Genomic DNA, 15,981 nt, shown 5'->3' on the forward strand with positions numbered 1-15,981 from the left:
TCACTCGTGGGCGGTGTCGTCCAGGTTCAGGTCGTGCAGCTTCTTGCGGAACTCCGGGACCTGGTCCGGACAGTAGACCTCCAGCACCAGCAGCTCGGCGTCGACCACGTCCTTGTCGGCGAGGACCGCGCGCTGACCGGGACCGGTCGCCCCGTTCGACATGGACTCCTTCCACTGGGCCTGGTTCAGCGCCCCGGAGGGGTCGTGGCAGACCGCGCCGCCGTCGGTGCCCAGGGTCCGGGCGATCTCGCCCTGGTCGGGCGTGGGGAAGCCGGCGTCCCGGAGCTTGGTGGAGAGCTGCTGGGCCTTCTTGTTGGCGGCGGAGGAGGACTTGACCCCGCTGAAGACGAGCAGGCCGCCGACCAGCATGCCGACCAGCACCACGATCGCGCCCACGTAGATCCAGCGGTGCCGGGAGGCCATCAGGCTGCGCTTCATGCGGCGGCCTCCCCACCGGTGCGGGCCGTCGGACCCTCGTCCGGGTCCGGGTTCTGCCAGCCCGGCTTGCGCAGCTTGAGGAAGAGCCCCGGGATGATCAGGCCGAGCAGCACCAGCCCGCCGCCGACGATCGCGATGTAGCGCCAGGTGCTGCCGCCGCCGAACTGGGAGGAGGGGACGAAGCCGATCACCATCGCGGCGAGCGAGGCCACCAGCCCGACGGCGGCGATCAGCACCAGCGCGGGCGCGCGGTAGCCGCGCGGGTGGTCCGGCTGGGTGCGCCGGAGCCGGATGGCGGCGGCGAACATCAGCAGGTAGACGATGAGGTAGACCTGGGTGGTGATCACCGAGAAGATCCAGTAGGCGCTGGAGACGTCCGGGATGAAGGCGTAGGCCAGGGCGATCACCGTGGTCACGACGCCCTGGGAGACCAGGATGTTCTGCTGGATGCCGTTCTTGTTGAGCTTCTGCAGGAACGGCGGCAGGTAGCCCTCCTGCCGGGAGATCAGCAGCAGCCCCTTGGACGGGCCGGCCAGCCAGGTGAGCATCCCGCCGAGCGAGGCGGCGATCAGCGCGACCGCGATCACCGGGGTGAGCCAGCCGACGTGGAAGTACTGGAAGAAGGAGTCGAAGGCCTGCATCACCCCGGCGGTCAGGCTGAGCTGGGCGGAGGGGACGACCCAGCTGATCGCCAGGGCCGGCAGCACGAAGATCAGCAGCACCATGCTCGACGCCAGGAACATCGACCGGGGGAACTCCCGGCCCGGATTCTTCAGCGAGGAGACGTGGACGGCGTTCATCTCCATGCCGGAGTAGCTGAGGAAGTTGTTGACGATCAGCACCAGGCTGGCCAGCCCGGCCCAGGGCGGCAGGATGTTGCCGGTGGTCATCGGCGCGGCCGAGGGGTTGCCCTGGCCGAGGAAGACCAGGCCGAGCACGACCAGCAGGACACCGGGGATCAGGGTGCCGATGATCAGCCCCATGGAGGACAGCCCGGCGACGGCGCCGGTGCCGCGCGCGGAGACCCAGACGCCGGTCCAGTACAGCACCATGATCACGATGGCGGTGTAGAGGCCGTTGCTGGCCAGCTTGGGGTTGACCACGTAGGCGATGGTGCTCGCGACGTAGGCCAGCAGGCTGGGGTAGTAGAAGATGGTCATGGCGAACTGGCACCAGACGGCGAGGAAGCCGAGCGGCTTGGAGAGCCCCTCGGAGACCCAGCGGTAGACCCCGCCCTCCCAGCCCGAGGCCAGCTCGGCCGAGACCAGCGCCGTCGGCAGCAGGAACACGATCGCCGGAAGCACGTAGAGGAAGACGCAGGCCAGCCCGTAGACGGCCATGGTGGGTGCGGCCCGCAGACTGGCCACCGAGCTGGTGGTCATCAGGGCCAGGGTGACCCAGCTCATTCTCGGGGCGGCCGCCGCGGCGGTCCGGGCCGGCGGCGGGGCTGCATCCAGTTCGCTGTCCCGTTCGGCGGGGACGTCCATGGCACTCACGCGTCGAAGCCCTCCTCGGCCGTGCCCGAGCGGGCCCGGTCAGTCCAGCTTCACTGGAGGTGACCGGGCGCGCACGTTGAGGAGTCGTGCTGCGGGCCTGTCGTCCGCTGCGGGCGTGCCGCCGGGGCTACGCGCGGGCGCGCCGCCGGAACAGGGCTCGGAGTCCGCGCCGGACCAGCAGTCCGACCCGGTCGCTCAGCTTCAGCAGCGGCTTGGTGACGGCGAGGCTGAACAGCGAGACCGCCGCCCCGAAGACGCAGTCGAGCAGGTAGTGGTTGGCGGTGCCCATCACCACGAAGGCGATGATCACCGGGTAGCACAGCGCGGCCCAGCGGACCGCCCGGTGGCGGGCGTACATGAAGACCAGCAGCCCGCACCAGAGCGACCAGCCCACATGGAGGCTGGGCATGGCCGCGTACTCGTTGGTCATGTCGGCGAGGCCGCGCGGGGTGCCGCCGCCGCCTCCGCCGCCCCACCAGCCGACCGAGGCGTGCTCGACCAGCAGGTCGACGAAGCCGTAGGAGGAGCCGAGCAGCCGGGGCGGTGCGGTCGGGAAGGTGACGAAGCCGATCACCCCGAGCACCGTGGTCAGCCCGAGCCAGGTGCGGGCGTGCCGGTAGTGGTCCCGGTGGTAGCGCCAGACCCAGAACAGCACCACGACGGTGATGATGTAGTGCAGCGTCGCGTAGATGAAGTCGGCGGGGACGCCGATCCAGGCATGGGCGGCGAAGAAGTGGTTCAGGCTCAGCTCGGGGCTGAGATGCAGCTGCCGTTCGAGCTTGAGGATGCTGTCGCCGTGCTGCAGCGCCTGCGTCCGCTTGCCGTTGACCAGCAGTCGGCTGCCGTCGTAGGCGGCATAGACCACCAGCAGGACCTCCCAGCCCCACTTGCGGTTCCACCACCGGCGCTTCTGGTTCGGCGCGGTCGGCTCCGCCGCCCCGTCGGTCGGGTTCGCCGCCGTACGGGTTCGGTACACGTGATCGGTCTTCATGGGCTCTCGTGGTTCAAGGGGGCGGACGGGCGGGCGCGGAGCTTCGTGTGCAGGGGAAGCTTCCGGCACGACACGGCCTCCAGGGCGGGGGATGGCATGCCCCGGCGGCTGCGGCGGGGTCCGCCGCCCGGTGGTTCGAGGGGCAACTGGGGGAGCAGGTTCGGGCGGGCGCTCATCGGTCGGGCACCCTCGACCGTCCCGGGACGCGGATGTGTTCCGGGGGCCGGGTGAAGTCTGCACTCACCTTCTCATTGGTTGCCACATGCATATCTTCCGCCTGGCCTTCAGCCGACTCACAGCCGGGTCCCTCTGCAGCCCTCTTCGTGACCTTTCGGTGTCCTGCACGGGGCTCCGGTCAGGCCTTGCGGCCGACCCCGGCCCAGACCGCGCGGGTGGTGGTGTCCGCGCCCTCGTCGGGCCGCCACTGGGGGGCGGACACCACGCCGGGCTCGACCAGCTCGGTCCCGGCGAAGAAGCGGGTGACCTGCTCCTGGGTCCGGTAGGTGATCTTGTTCGGCATCAGCTTGTCCATGACGTGGCCGGCCCGGGCCATCGCGGCGCCGTTGATGTCGAGGGCGGGCTGGGAGAGCGCGAGGAAGCTGCCGGAGGGCAGGGCGTCCAGCACCTGGGCGGCGAGCCCGGCCGGGTCGTCCTCGTCCGGGATGCAGTGCATCAGGCCGATCATCATCACCGCGATCGGCTGCTCGAAGTCCAGCGTGTCCCGGGCCTCCAGCAGGATCTTGGCGGGCTCGCGGACGTCCGCGTGGATGTAGGTGGTGGCCCCGGCCGGGTGGCTGGTCAGCAGGGCGCGCGCGTGGACCAGCACGATCGGGTCGTTGTCGGTGTAGACGATGCGCGACTCGGGGGCTATTCGCTGGGCGACCTCGTGGGTGTTGTTCGCCGACGGCAGGCCGGTGCCCAGGTCCAGGAACTGCCGGATGCCGCACTCGGCGGTCAGGAAGCGCACCGCCCGGCCGAGGAAGGCGCGGTTGGCCCGGACGTTCAGGGTCGCCGTGTTCCCGGTGGCCAGGACCTGTTCCGCGACCTCGCGGTCGGCCGCGTAGTTGTCCTTGCCGCCGAGCCAGTAGTCGTACACCCGGGCGATATGGGGTACGCCGGTGTCGAGGGTCTCGCGCGTGGACGGCTCCGGAGTCGTCGGGTCCTGCGTCATGGTGGTCCACCCTCTTCTGCCGTGCGTTCCCCGGACGCCTCGCACTTCCGTACGAGGCAGGGAACAGCCTAAGCGCCCGGCGGCCGATGTGGGAAAGACTGCTGACGATCTCTCACTCTCCCCTTGCGTCGAGCAGGTTGACCGGGGCATCGCGAGTCCGCCCGCCGGTCCCGATGGTCGCAGCGGGTGACCGCGTCGGAACTGATTGGGCGTCAGGTTACTGGGGCGGCTGTGCACCGGCTATTGACATGGATCTGGCGATGGCCTCTTATATGTTTTGGAAAGTTTGATTCTGTCTGATGTTGGCCCCTGTTGTCGTACGTCCACCCCCTTCACCGCCCCTGCCACCCCGGGAGTCGCAGCATGTCCACCCGCCTTCGGCGCTTATCCCGTTCGATCGCCATCGGCGCAGCGCTATCGCTCGTCGCCCTGGCCCTGGTGCTCGCGCCGGGCACCTCGCAGGCCCAGGCCGAGGCCAACGGGGTGTCACTCACTCCGCCCATGGGCTGGAGCAGTTGGAGCTTCATTCGGAAGAATCCGACAGAATCGAACATCGAGGCCCAGGCGCTGGCGATGTCCACCAGCGGACTCGTCGCCCACGGCTACACCTATGTCAACATCGACGACTTCTGGTACCTGAACCCCGCCACCACCGTGGACTCCTACGGACGCTGGGTGACCGACCCGAGCCGCTTCCCGGACGGCATGGCCGCCGTCGCCGGCTATGTCCACAAGCTCGGCGAGCAGTTCGGGATGTACCTGACCCCCGGCATCCCGGTCGCGGCCTACAAGCAGAACACGCCGATCCAGGGCACCTCGTTCCACGCCGACGACATCGTCTCGGACACCAGCAGCTACGAGACCAACTACAACTTCGGCAGCGGGTCGATGTACTACATCGACTACGACAAGAACCCGGCCGCCGCCCAGGCCTACCTGAACTCCTGGGCCGACCAGCTGGCCTCCTGGGGCGTGGACTACCTGAAGATCGACGGCGTCGGGGACAGCGACGTCGCCGACATCGAGCACTGGTCGCAGGCGCTGCAGCAGGCCGGTCGGCCGATCCACCTGGAGCTCTCCAACAACCTGGACGTCAACAACGCCGCCACCTGGCAGCAGTACTCCAACGGCTGGCGGATCGACGGCGACGTGGAGTGCTACTGCAGCATCGGCTCCTACCCGCTGACCGACTGGACCAATGTCGCCGACCGCTTCGGCGACGCGCCGCAGTGGGTGAACGACGCGGGCCCCGGGGGCTGGAACGACCTGGACTCGCTGGAGCTCGGCAACGGCAGCAACGACGGCCTGACCGTTGACGAGCGGCAGACCCAGATGACCCTGTGGGCCATCGAGGGCGCGCCACTGCTGCTGGGCACCGACCTCACCAACATGGACAGCACCGACCTGGCCCTGCTCACCAACAGCGCGGTGATCGCCGTCGACCAGGCCGGGCACCCGGCCCACCCGGTGGACCGACTGACCCAGCAGCAGGTCTGGACCGCGGCCAACGGCGACGGCAGCTACACCGTCGCGCTGTTCAATCTCACCGGCTCCGCCGCACCGGTGACCGCCCGCTGGACCGACGTCGGCTTCAGCGGCACCGCCGACGTGCACGACGTCTGGAGCAACACCGACCTGGGCGACTCCACCACCTCGTTCACCGCGACCGTCCCCGCTCACGGCAGTCGGCTGCTGCGGGTCACGCCCACCGGCACCCCGCAGTACACCGCGCTGCACTACAACCTGGTCAACGTGGCCACCGGGCAGGAACTGGCCGTCAGCGGCGGTTCGACCTCCAGCGGCGCCGGGATCGTCCAGGAGCCGGCGGACAACGCCGCCGACCAGCGGTGGCAGCTGGTGCCGACCGGCTCCGGCTACTACAAGGTCGACAACGTCGGCAGCGGGCTGCTGGTGAACCTCCCCGGCGCGACCACCGCCCCGGGCACCCAGCTGATCCAGTACCCGGATGACAACAGCTCCAACTCGCAGTGGAAGTTCACCCCCACCGGCAGCGGCTCGTACAACGTCTCGGTGCGCTCGGACGGCCAGGTCATGGACCTGGCGAGCACCGCCTCCGGCTCCGCCGTGGTGCAGAACCCGGCGGCCGGAAGCAGCAGCCAGCAGTGGAAGCTGGTGCCGATCCCGGTGCCCGGCGCGCAGTACAAGCTGGTCAACGGCGCCAGCGGCGGCCGGATGGACGTCGACGACGACTCCACCGCCGACAGCGCCCCGATCCTGGAGTGGACCGACAACGGGGCCGCCGACCAGCTCTGGACCTTCACCGCGCAGAGCGGCGGCGCCTACACCATCACCGACGTCAACAGCGGCAAGCTGCTCAACATCCCCGGCCCGACCACGGCCGAGGGCACGCAGCTGATCCAGTACCACGACGACGGCAACAGCAACTCCCGCTGGACGCTGGTGGACGCCGGGCCGAACCTGGTCCAGTTCAAGAGCGTGTACGACGGCGACCTGATCGACCTCGACAACAGCTCGCTCTACGACGGCGGCAGCGTGCTCCAGTGGCCGTCCGACGGCGGCGCCAACCAGAGCTGGAGCCTGGTCCCGCCGTCCTGACCGGGGAGGCTGTCGGTGCCGTGCCGCCCCTGGCAAGATCGTCGCAACAGCGACGGAGGTGGCCCATGGCAGCGGACGGCAGCACCACGCAGGCGGCGGGGGAGCCGGGGGAGGCCGAGTCGGTGCGCGCGTTCTGGCGCGGGCTCGGCCTCCCCGGCCTGGTCGACGTGCACACCCACTTCATGCCGGACCGGGTGCTGGCCAAGGTCTGGGCCTACTTCGACGGGGTGGGGCCGCTGGTCGGCCGGCCCTGGCCGATCACCTACCGGACCGAGGAGGACCAGCGGCTGGCCACCCTGCGCTCCTTCGGCGTCCGCGCCTTCACCGCCATGCTCTACCCGCACAAGCCGGAGATGGCGGCCTGGCTGAACTCCTGGGCCGCCGACTTCGCCGCCCGCACCCCCGACTGCCTGCACACCGCGACCTTCTACCCCGAGCCGGAGGCGGCCGACTACGTCCGCCGGGCGGTCGAGGGCGGGGCCCGGGTCTTCAAGGCGCACCTCCAGGTCGGCGGCTACGACCCCAACGACGAACTGCTCGACCCGGTCTGGGGGCTGCTGGCGGAGGCCGGCGTCCCGGTGGTCGCCCACTGCGGCTCGGGACCGGCCCCGGGCAAGCACACCGGACCCGGCCCCATCGGCCGGGTGCTGGACCGCCATCCCCGGCTGCGGCTGGTCGTCGCCCACCTGGGGATGCCCGAGTACGCCGACTTCCTCGACCTGGCCGAGCGCCACCCGGAGGTCCGGCTCGACACCACCATGGCCTTCACCGACTTCAGCGAGGCCACGGCCCCGTTCCCGCCGTCCCAGCTGCCCCGGCTGGCCGCCCTCGGCGACCGGATCCTGCTCGGCACCGACTTCCCCAACATCCCCTACCCCTACCTCCACGCGCTGGAGGCACTGGCCCGGCTCGACCTCGGCGACGACTGGCTCCGCGCGGTCTGCCACGACAACACCGCCCGGCTGTTCGGCCTGCCGGAGGCAGCGCCCCGCTGATGAGCGCGCCTGCGACGCGGGCGCGGTGCAGCCCTTTGCGGCGAGCGGGAGTTGACGCCGTCGCGGCCAGCGGCGTCAACGGTCGCGGTGGCGGGTACGGTCCGGTGCATGACTGACTACGAGGTGGATTTCCGCTCCCTGGACGGCACCGCTCTGCGCGGCACGGTCACGCCCTCCTCCGCTCCTGCGGCAGCGTTGGCGGTGCTCGCCCACGGGGCCGGTGTCACCCGAGAGGAAGGCGGCTTCTTCGCCCGACTGGCCGTGGGGCTCGCCGCTGCCGGGGTGACGTGTCTGCGTTTCGATCTGCGGGCACACGGGGCAAGCGGGGGCCGTCTGTCGGACGTGACGATCGCCGGGGTGGCCAACGACATTCGCGCAGCGTCCGATCACCTCACGCGGATCAGCGACCGGCCCGGTTCGGTGCACGTCATCTCTGCCTCGTTCTCGGGTGGCGCCGCCGCGATGCACACCGCACGACGCCCCGGCGACGTGGACAGGCTGGTGCTGCTGAACCCGCGCATGGACTACAGGAACAGGTTCATCACGGAGGAAGCCGGTTGGTCCGGGGACTACCTGTCACGGGAGCGTGCCACCAAGCTGGATGAGCGCGGATTCGCGGTCCGTGCGCCGTTCGAGGTCGGCCGGGGGCTCCTCAACGAGGTCTTCCAGCTGCCCGAGCCGGAGGATGTCTGCGCGGCAGTCCAACGACCGGTGCTGATCGTCCACGGTACCAAGGACACCTTCGTGGACGTGGAGCTCTCCCGCCGGTACGCACCCCTGTTCGGTGCGGGAGCCGAGCTGTACGAACTCGAAGGCGCGCAGCACGGCTTCGCCGTCCACGAGGACCCGCAGTACGCGCACCCGCAGTCGCAGGTGTGGCAGCGTGAGGTGATCGCCAAGGTGGCCGACTTCCTCACCACCACTGTCTAACCGGCGGACAGAAGCAGAAGCCGTTCGTGGAGTTCCCGAACCGCCGGCCGTTCGCGGTACGGGAACAGGGCCTGCGCGGAACGGTACAGCTCTCCTATCGCTTGCCCGGACCGGGCAGCGGAGGCGACGTCCAGGACGCTCAAGGCGACCGTGGCGGCTTCGTCCGGCTCGCCGGCTTCCGCGAGCGCCCCGGCCAGGAACGCGCTGTAGTGGGCGTAGTCGCGCGGGGCGAACGCCTCCGGGGTGACGTAGTCCTGGAGCGCCATGACAGCCTCAGTGGGGCGTCCGGCCTCCCGCAGGCAGATTCCGGACTGCGCCATGAGCCGTTCCCGGGTGTAGCCGTCGCCGAGCGGTCCCGTGCAGGCCGTTGGGGCTACCGGTTCGGTGGCCCGGTCGAGTGCTGCGTGCGCTTGATCGAGGACTCGTTCGATCTCGTCGGTGCCGGCACCGGTCATCGCCATGCCCCGCGCTTCCTGCTGGAGAGCTTCGGCATGCGGCCGGGGCGGGAGCGTCCACGGCCCGCTGATGGCGGCCCTGGCCAGGTCGAGCATCCGCGCGGGATCACTGCGGCCCAGGGCCTGCGCCTGCCGCATCAGGACATAGGCGTGCATGGCGCCGTCCCCGGTGAACGTGGCCCACTCCTTTGCCTGCCCATGCCAGTAGACGATTGCCTGTTCGGGTGAGCCCGCGTCGCGGTGCAGCCATCCGGTGAACTCCGCCGCCCGGGAGCCCAGGGTGAGGAGCTGCCGACGGACATCTGGCTTGGCGTCGCGAGCGGTGGTGTTGATGGCGGTCAGGATGCCCAGCGCTGCGGGCAGCGCCCGGTGAGCCCCCATCAGTACGTCAGTGCGGGCGGTTTCGTTCAAGGTGTCCCGCAGGTGCCCAACAAGCTCGTGATCGGCGTAGCGGCGGGCGTCGCGGGCGGCGGCGATGAGATGGTCCAGCGCTGCGAGATCGAGCAGCGGCGCGGCAGCGGCAGCCAGGGCGCTGCCCATGAAGGCACGGCGGAGCACGTCGTCCTCCAGGGAGGGCTTGAGGCCGGGAGAGGTCGCCCTGCGCCCGGCGGCGCTGACGGGCGGAACGAACCCAAGTTGTTCCAGCGGGACGCCGAACATCTTCGGCAGCACCAGGCGCGCGTCCCGGTTCGGCCACGCTGTCCTCCCCGACTCCCAGCGTCTGACCTGACGGACCGAGATCCGAGCCTGGGACCGCAGGCTGGTCGCCGTGGCCTCGTAGGCCATGACGAAGTCCTCCTGTGTACGCCAGCCCCGTTCGATGCGCGCAGCGACGAGCCGCCAGTTTCCGTGTGGTCCTTCGAGTTCAGTCATGGGCACCCCCGCAGACCACCACCGTAGAACACCGGCACCGGCCGGTGCCGAGGACAGGACCGCCCCAGCCGAAGTGTCCGGTGAAGTGTCCTCAGGTCCGACCTCGACCCCGGCTCTGTCCGGTCGTTGACTGAAAGTCAGCAGCCGTGCCACCCCTGGATGCCAAATCCAATGAGGAGCGCAAGCTCCCGCGCCATCGCTCTGGTGGCGGCGGGCAACCCGCACCACTTCGTTCAACCGAACCGAGAGGAGCACCACCACCGTGACCATCGTCATGGACACCCCCGCTGCCACCCGCATGCGGGACCCGCAGGAACTGCTGAACGCCGTGCAGCCCCACCTCCAGTACCTGAGCATCAACGTCCTGGACTCCGGCATGACCATCTGGGACCGCGAGGTGGCCTTGCTGCTGCGCGACGAGGTCATGGTCCGCGACCTGGCCGAGCGCATCCTGGGCAACGCCGTGATGTACATGATCGCGTCGATGGAGCACGCTGAGGTTCACCTCGGCGTCGGCAAGATCGTGGACATCGGCGTGCACCAGGTCATCCTCGACACCCCCGTCTACTTCGCCCTGTGCGACCTGTACAACGGCGGCGCCTACAAGCACCACGCGCCGTTCATCCAGCGGCGCGACGACGGCACCGTCACCAGCACCGCCGAGTTCCTGCGCTCGATCGGGTTCGACCCGGACGAGGAGCTGTGGGCCCGCGACGGCGCCGAGTGCTCCCCGTGTGACAGCAAGGTCCCCGACAGCCACTGAGTGGTTGCCGGATCGTTCTAGGGTGGGGCCTCCGCCGGTTCGCCACGGCGGGGCCTCTCCCGTACCGCCCGAGTGAGGAAGACGCCCATGCCCACCGCTCCCCACAACCTCGACCACGAACGGCAGCTCTGGGACACCTACGCCGAGTCGGCGTTCAAGGACGACGACTTGCAGCCAGTGTTCCGCTGGACCCAGTACCGTGACCACCTCACTGCACCCGGCCCGGAGTTGCTGGGTGACCCCGGAACGGTCCTGGAGATCGGCTGCGGTACCGGCCGCGCCCTGGCTCACCTCGCCCGACAGGGAGTCAAGGGCACGGGCGTCGACCTGTCCCCCGTGATGGTGGACCGCACCACCGAACGGTGGGGATCGCTCGGCGCGGAGTTCATCCATGCGGAGGTTCTGGAGTACCTGAGCGGTACGGGACAGCAGTTCGATGCCGTGTATTCGATCTTCGGGGCGGTCTGGTTCACCGACCCGGAGCTCCTGTTTCCCCTGGTGGCCGCTCACCTGAGCCCGGGCGGCGTCTTCGCGTTCTCCCAGCCCCCCGCAATCCCCGGCGCATACGGTCCGCAGGGCATGTACAAGGGCGGCTTCGCCGGACCGGCCATGTACACCTACCGTTACAGCTACGAACCGGCCGACTGGGCGCGGTTCCTCAGCGAGGCCGGGTTCGTCCATGTGGACGTGGACGTGATCGACGCGCCTACCCCTGGGCATATCGGCACGCTGATCGGCCGCGCCGTACGTCCCTGACCACGGATGCTTCGGGATCACGTGCCTCTCGGTGGCAGGCGGCGAAGGTTCTCTGAAGAATTTCTCGGGAGGTGTCGAAACGGGGGTCTCCCGTTCGACATACGGGTGAGCAGCGGGGAAGGGCCCCGCGCTCCCGACCGAGGAGTCACCATGCCGCGCTTTCTCTCCATGATCCGGATCGACGAGCAGAACGCCCCGAACCCGGCGGAGTTCACCCCGGAGTTCCAGCGGCGGATGGGCGCGCTGCTGGAGGAGATCACCAAGGCCGGGGTCATGCTGGACACGGCCGGGCTCACCCCCACCGCGCAGGGCACCAGGCTCACCTGGTCCGGCGGCGAGCTGTCGGTCGTCGACGGCCCCTTCACCGAGACCAAGGAGGTCGTCGGCGGCTACGCGATGATGCAGTGCAAGGACAGGGCCGAGGCCCTCGAATGGACCAAGCGCTTCCTGGAGATCCACCCGGACCACCTCCACATCACCGCGGAGCTGCGGGAGATCGCCGAGATGTAGCGTTGCCGTCCGCTCGGTGATCTGATGGGTGTTTGTGACGGGTACGGGCGGGGCCGCGGCGGCCACAGCGGACGCGGTGGAGGCGGTCTTCCGGATCGAGTCGGCCCGGATCATCGCCGGTGTCGCCCGGATCGTCCGGGACGTCGGCATCGCCGAGGAGCTGGCCCAGGACGCCCTGGTCGCCGCGCTGGAGCAGTGGCCGGTGACGGGCGTCCCGGACCGGCCGGGGGCCTGGCTGATGGCTACGGCCAAGCACCGCGCGATCGACCTGGTGCGCCGCCGGGAGACCTACGCCAGGAAGCTGGCCGAGGTCGGTCGGACGCTGGAGGACGTGCCGCCGCCCGAGCCGCCGGAGCCGGACGACATCGACGACGACCTGCTGCGGCTGATCTTCACCGCCTGCCACCCGGTGCTCTCCGCCGAGGCCCGGGTGGCGCTCACGCTGCGGCTGCTCGGCGGGCTGACCACCGGGGAGATCGCCCGCGCCTGCCTGGTCCCCGAGTCGACCGCGGCCCAGCGGATCGTCCGGGCGAAGCGCGCCCTGGCCCGCGCGGACGTCCCGTTCGAGGTGCCGTCCGGACCCGACCGCGCGGTCAGGCTGGCCTCGGTGCTGGAGGTCGTCTACCTGATCTTCAACGAGGGCTACGCGGCGACCGCCGGTGACGACTGGCTGCGCCCGGCGCTCTGCGAGGACGCGCTGCGGCTGGGCCGGGTGCTGGCCGGACTGATCCCCGAGGAGCCCGAAGTCCAGGGCCTGGTCGCACTGTTGGAGATCCAGGCGTCCCGGACGGCGGCCCGCACCGGCCCGGACGGCGCCCCGGTGCTGCTGGCCGAGCAGAACCGGACCCGCTGGAACCGGATGCTGATCGCCCGTGGCTTCGCGGCCCTGGAGCGGGCCAACGCGGCGGCCTCGGCGGCCGGGACGGCGCCTGGCCCGTACGCCCTGCAGGCCGCGATCGCGGCCTGCCACGCCCAGGCCCTGCGGTACCAGGAGACGGACTGGGCGATGATCGCCGCGCTCTACGGCCGGCTGGCGGCGGTCGCGCGCTCCCCGGTGGTGGAGCTGAACCGGGCGGTGGCGGTCTCGATGGCGGAGGGCCCGGAGGCCGGGCTGGCGCTGGTGGACGCGCTGGCGGCGGAGCCCGCGCTCCGGGGCTACCACCTGCTGCCGAGCGTCCGCGGCGACCTGCTGGCCCGGCTCGGCCGGAGGGCGGAGGCCCGCGCCGAGTTCGACCGCGCCGCGTCGCTGACCCGCAACGAACGCGAACGCGCCCTGCTGCGCGCCCGCGCCGAAGCCTGCGCCGGCCCCGGCGGCTAGGACAGCCCCGGATGGTCGATGCTGATCGCGATGATGCCGGGCGGGTAGTCGTCCTCGCGGTCGGTCAGGATGAATGCGCCGTCGGGGCGGGTGAGCGAGGGCGTGGAGCACTCGATGGCGTGGCAGGTGTCGGGGGAGCCGTGGCCCTCGCGGACGAGTTCGCCGACGGTCAGCGCGGCGACCTGGCCCAGGTCCTCGACGTGCAGGGCGGGCAGGGACAGGGCGTACCGTCCGGCTCCGGCATCGTCCGTCTCGGCCTGGAGCAGACTCAGGGCGGGGACGACGAAGTGCGGCACGGGCGAGGCCGCGGCCTGGTCGACCATCAGGGCCAGGTTGCGGTGGCCGCGGCGGAGGGCCAGCAGTGCGCTTGCGTCCAGGACGATCACGCGGCGTGATCCCCGGTGATCGGGAGCCGCTTGCGGGCCTCGGCGGCGGCGATCCGGTAGACGCGCTCCAGGAGCGGGGGAGCCTGGTCGAACTCCTCGTCGGTGAGGGCGCAGCCGGAGTTCGCGCGGAGGGCGGCCCGGGTGGCGGCGACGCGGGCTGCGAGCTGTTCGGCGGTGGGTTCACGGGCGCTCAGGGCGCCGACGAGCTGCCCGATGGTCATCCCCCGCTCGGCGGCGAGCACGGCAAGGTGGTCGCGGACCTCGGCGGGCACTTGGATCGTGGTGTTGGCCATGACTCGATGCTACAGCTCTGCTGTAGCGGTGGTATAGCGCAGATGTCCGGTGCGTCCCGCGTCGCTGGCGCCGGGGTCGGAGCGGGCGTGAGATGATCTCCGCTGAATGGTAAATTGGTCTATACCACAATGCGGACACTTCAGAACGGCGGGAACTCGGCATGGAAATTGTGATCGTTCCGGACGCGGCCGCCGGTGGCGAGCTCATCGCCTCGGCCATCGCCGGCCTGCTGACCCGCAAGCCCGACGCGCTGCTCGGCGTCGCCACGGGATCGACCCCGCTGCCGATCTACCAGGCGCTGGCCGCCAAGGCGAGCGCCGGTGACGTCGACGTCTCCCGGGCCCGGATCTGCCAGCTGGACGAGTACGTGGGCCTGCCGCCGGGCCACCCCGAGTCCTACCGCTCGGTGGTGCTGCGCGAGGTCGTCGAGCCGCTCGGGCTCTCGGCCTCCTCCTTCATGGGCCCGGACGGCTCCGCCGAGGACATCGCCGCCGCCTGCGCCGACTACGACCGGGCGCTGGCCGGGGCCGGCGGGGTGGACCTGCAGCTGCTGGGCATCGGCACCGACGGGCACATCGGCTTCAACGAGCCCTGCTCCTCGCTGTCCTCGCGCACCCGGATCAAGACCCTGACCGAGCAGACCCGGGTCGACAACGCCCGCTTCTTCGACAGCCTGGACGAGGTCCCGCACCACGTCATCACCCAGGGCATCGGCACCATCCTGGAGGCCCGCCACCTGGTGCTGCTGGCCACCGGAGAGGCCAAGGCCGAGGCCGTGGCGCTCACCGTCGAGGGCCCGCTGGCCGCGGTCGTCCCCGCCTCGGCGCTCCAACTGCACCCGCACGCCACGGTCGTGGTGGACGAGGCGGCGGCGTCCAAGCTCAAGCTGACCGACTACTTCCGGGCGACCTACGCGGCCAAGCCCGCCTGGCAGTCGATCTGACGGGCCCTCGGGGGGTGCCCCGGCAGGGCCTCAGAGGTTGCGGGTGGGGACCACCGCGACCGGGCAGTGGGCCTGGTCCAGCAGGGCGTCGGCCGCGCGGCCGAGCGGGTCGGTCAGCAGCACCCCGCTGAGCTCGCGGCCGACGATCACCAGCTCCGCCGTCCGGGAGAGCTCGACCAGCCACTCGGTCTCGTTCCGCGCCGAGTACTCGGCCTCCACGTCCAGGGCCGGGTGGTCGGCCCGGACGCCGGCCAGGGTCTCCTCCAGCAGCTCCCGGGCCCCGTCCGCGCGCTCGCCCGCGGGGGTGTCGCCGACGACCAGCCGCAGCGGCAGGGAGAGCTGCCGGGCGGCCCTGAGCGCGAAGGACAGCACCTCCGGGACCACGTCGAGCGGGTCGACCCCGGCCAGCACCGTGCCGCCGACCGGGTTCTCGGCCGGCTTGTGGACGACGACCGGGCAGCGGGCGTGGCCGGCCACGGCGCGGCTGACCGAGCCGGCCAGCCAGCCGCGCAGTCCGCTCAGCCCCCGGGTGCCGACCACCAGCAGCGCGGCGTTCCGGGTCTGCCCCGGCAGCACGTGCTTGGGGTCGCCGGCCAGCACCCTGGTGCTCACTTCGAGCTCCGGGGCCACCGCCCTGGCCCGGTGCAGGCCCTCCTCGGTGACCGGGTTGTCCTGCGAGGGCTCCGGGCCCGGTCCGAGCAGCACCCCGGCCAGTCCGGTGTTGTCCTGGACGACGTGCAGGACCTGGAGCGGCGCGCCGGCCCCGGCGGCGGCGCCGGCGGCCCACTCCAGGGCGGCCCAGCCGTCGTCCGAGCCGTCGACGGCGACCAGGAAGGGGTGGAGGGTGTCCATGGGCAGCTCCTGTGCGATCGGGGGCCCGACCGGGCCGACGCACAGCAATATATCGGCTATTGACGATTAATCAGGACATATCGCCTGTCGAATCCACACCCATTCTGTGGATCGAATGCGCGAGCGATACATGTGTGGCTGGAGTGACGGTTGTGACGATAATGTGCTCGGCGGAGGGGCGGCCAAGTCGCCCTTGACCGGGGGTGGTTCGCCCGTTGCGAACCGTTGTGAGA

The 15,981-nt window shown here is 70.7% G+C and carries 16 protein-coding genes; 8 read left to right on the forward strand and 8 right to left on the reverse strand.

What is annotated here, in order from left to right; genetic code table 11:
- From BS75_RS34470 to BS75_RS34485, 4 genes are all read right to left on the reverse strand, one after another.
- Positions 1-438 carry a hypothetical protein gene (locus BS75_RS34470; protein ID WP_034091025.1) on the reverse strand — a complete coding sequence of 146 codons (438 nt, stop codon included), beginning with the start codon at positions 436-438 and terminating at the stop codon, positions 1-3.
- Positions 435-1,934, reverse strand: coding sequence for an APC family permease (locus BS75_RS34475; RefSeq protein WP_042437103.1), 1,500 nt, complete (start codon positions 1,932-1,934; stop codon positions 435-437). The genes BS75_RS34470 and BS75_RS34475 overlap by 4 nt, the downstream gene beginning before the upstream one ends.
- 127 nt (positions 1,935-2,061) lie before the next feature.
- Positions 2,062-2,925 (reverse strand): phosphatase PAP2 family protein, encoded by an 864-nt coding sequence (locus BS75_RS34480; RefSeq protein WP_052070077.1) that lies wholly within the window; start codon positions 2,923-2,925, stop codon positions 2,062-2,064.
- Positions 2,926-3,280: 355 nt separating this feature from the next.
- Entirely contained in the window at positions 3,281-4,096 is an 816-nt protein-coding gene (locus tag BS75_RS34485; protein WP_034091026.1) for an SAM-dependent methyltransferase, read from the reverse strand.
- A 363-nt stretch (positions 4,097-4,459) separates the two neighbouring features.
- Between BS75_RS34485 and BS75_RS45690 the strand changes: the two genes are divergently transcribed.
- The 3 genes from BS75_RS45690 to BS75_RS34500 all read left to right on the forward strand — a co-directional run bounded on the left by BS75_RS45690 (position 4,460) and on the right by BS75_RS34500 (position 8,598).
- On the forward strand, positions 4,460-6,673 hold the full coding sequence (locus tag BS75_RS45690; protein ID WP_063771408.1) for an alpha-galactosidase: 2,214 nt from the start codon (positions 4,460-4,462) through the stop codon (positions 6,671-6,673).
- Positions 6,674-6,738: 65 nt separating this feature from the next.
- On the forward strand, positions 6,739-7,668 hold the full coding sequence (locus tag BS75_RS34495; protein WP_042437104.1) for an amidohydrolase family protein: 930 nt from the start codon (positions 6,739-6,741) through the stop codon (positions 7,666-7,668).
- A gap of 108 nt (positions 7,669-7,776) precedes the next feature.
- A complete protein-coding gene (locus tag BS75_RS34500; protein WP_034091027.1) occupies positions 7,777-8,598 on the forward strand; it encodes an alpha/beta hydrolase in 822 nt (273 codons plus the stop codon).
- Here BS75_RS34500 and BS75_RS34505 read toward each other — a convergent pair.
- Positions 8,595-9,713, reverse strand: a complete 1,119-nt coding sequence (locus BS75_RS34505) for an XRE family transcriptional regulator (protein ID WP_231607981.1) — start codon at positions 9,711-9,713, stop codon at positions 8,595-8,597. The genes BS75_RS34500 and BS75_RS34505 overlap by 4 nt on opposite strands.
- 487 nt (positions 9,714-10,200) lie before the next feature.
- Here BS75_RS34505 and BS75_RS34510 point away from each other — a divergent pair, with 487 nt between their 5' ends.
- From BS75_RS34510 to BS75_RS34525, 4 genes are all read left to right on the forward strand, one after another.
- Positions 10,201-10,689 (forward strand): hypothetical protein, encoded by a 489-nt coding sequence (locus BS75_RS34510; RefSeq protein WP_408022604.1) that lies wholly within the window; start codon positions 10,201-10,203, stop codon positions 10,687-10,689.
- Positions 10,690-10,776: 87 nt separating this feature from the next.
- The gene (locus BS75_RS34515; RefSeq protein WP_034091029.1) at positions 10,777-11,445 is read left to right on the forward strand and encodes a class I SAM-dependent methyltransferase; all 669 of its coding nucleotides are present in this window, start codon (positions 10,777-10,779) and stop codon (positions 11,443-11,445) included.
- 150 nt (positions 11,446-11,595) lie between these two features.
- A complete protein-coding gene (locus BS75_RS34520; protein WP_034091030.1) occupies positions 11,596-11,955 on the forward strand; it encodes a YciI family protein in 360 nt (119 codons plus the stop codon).
- A 34-nt stretch (positions 11,956-11,989) separates the two neighbouring features.
- Complete coding sequence (locus BS75_RS34525; RefSeq protein WP_034091031.1) at positions 11,990-13,273, forward strand: RNA polymerase sigma factor; 1,284 nt, start codon at positions 11,990-11,992, stop codon at positions 13,271-13,273.
- Here the strand turns inward: BS75_RS34525 and BS75_RS34530 are convergent.
- Both BS75_RS34530 and BS75_RS34535 read right to left on the reverse strand, forming a co-directional pair.
- On the reverse strand, positions 13,270-13,659 hold the full coding sequence (locus BS75_RS34530; RefSeq protein WP_034091032.1) for a PIN domain-containing protein: 390 nt from the start codon (positions 13,657-13,659) through the stop codon (positions 13,270-13,272). The two genes, BS75_RS34525 and BS75_RS34530, sit on opposite strands and share 4 nt — an antisense overlap.
- Complete coding sequence (locus BS75_RS34535; protein ID WP_034091033.1) at positions 13,656-13,952, reverse strand: hypothetical protein; 297 nt, start codon at positions 13,950-13,952, stop codon at positions 13,656-13,658. The genes BS75_RS34530 and BS75_RS34535 overlap by 4 nt, the downstream gene beginning before the upstream one ends.
- Before the next feature lie 161 nt (positions 13,953-14,113).
- On the opposite strand from BS75_RS34535, the gene nagB reads away from it, so the two are divergent.
- A complete protein-coding gene (gene nagB / locus BS75_RS34540; RefSeq protein WP_034091034.1) occupies positions 14,114-14,896 on the forward strand; it encodes a glucosamine-6-phosphate deaminase in 783 nt (260 codons plus the stop codon).
- A 30-nt stretch (positions 14,897-14,926) separates the two neighbouring features.
- On the opposite strand, the gene BS75_RS34545 is transcribed toward nagB, so the two are convergent.
- Positions 14,927-15,748 carry a universal stress protein gene (locus tag BS75_RS34545; RefSeq protein WP_034091035.1) on the reverse strand — a complete coding sequence of 274 codons (822 nt, stop codon included), beginning with the start codon at positions 15,746-15,748 and terminating at the stop codon, positions 14,927-14,929.
- Between the last annotated feature and the right edge of the window lie 233 nt (positions 15,749-15,981).

Source organism: Streptacidiphilus albus JL83 (assembly GCF_000744705.1).
Classification (GTDB): Bacteria; Actinomycetota; Actinomycetes; order Streptomycetales; family Streptomycetaceae; genus Streptacidiphilus; species Streptacidiphilus albus.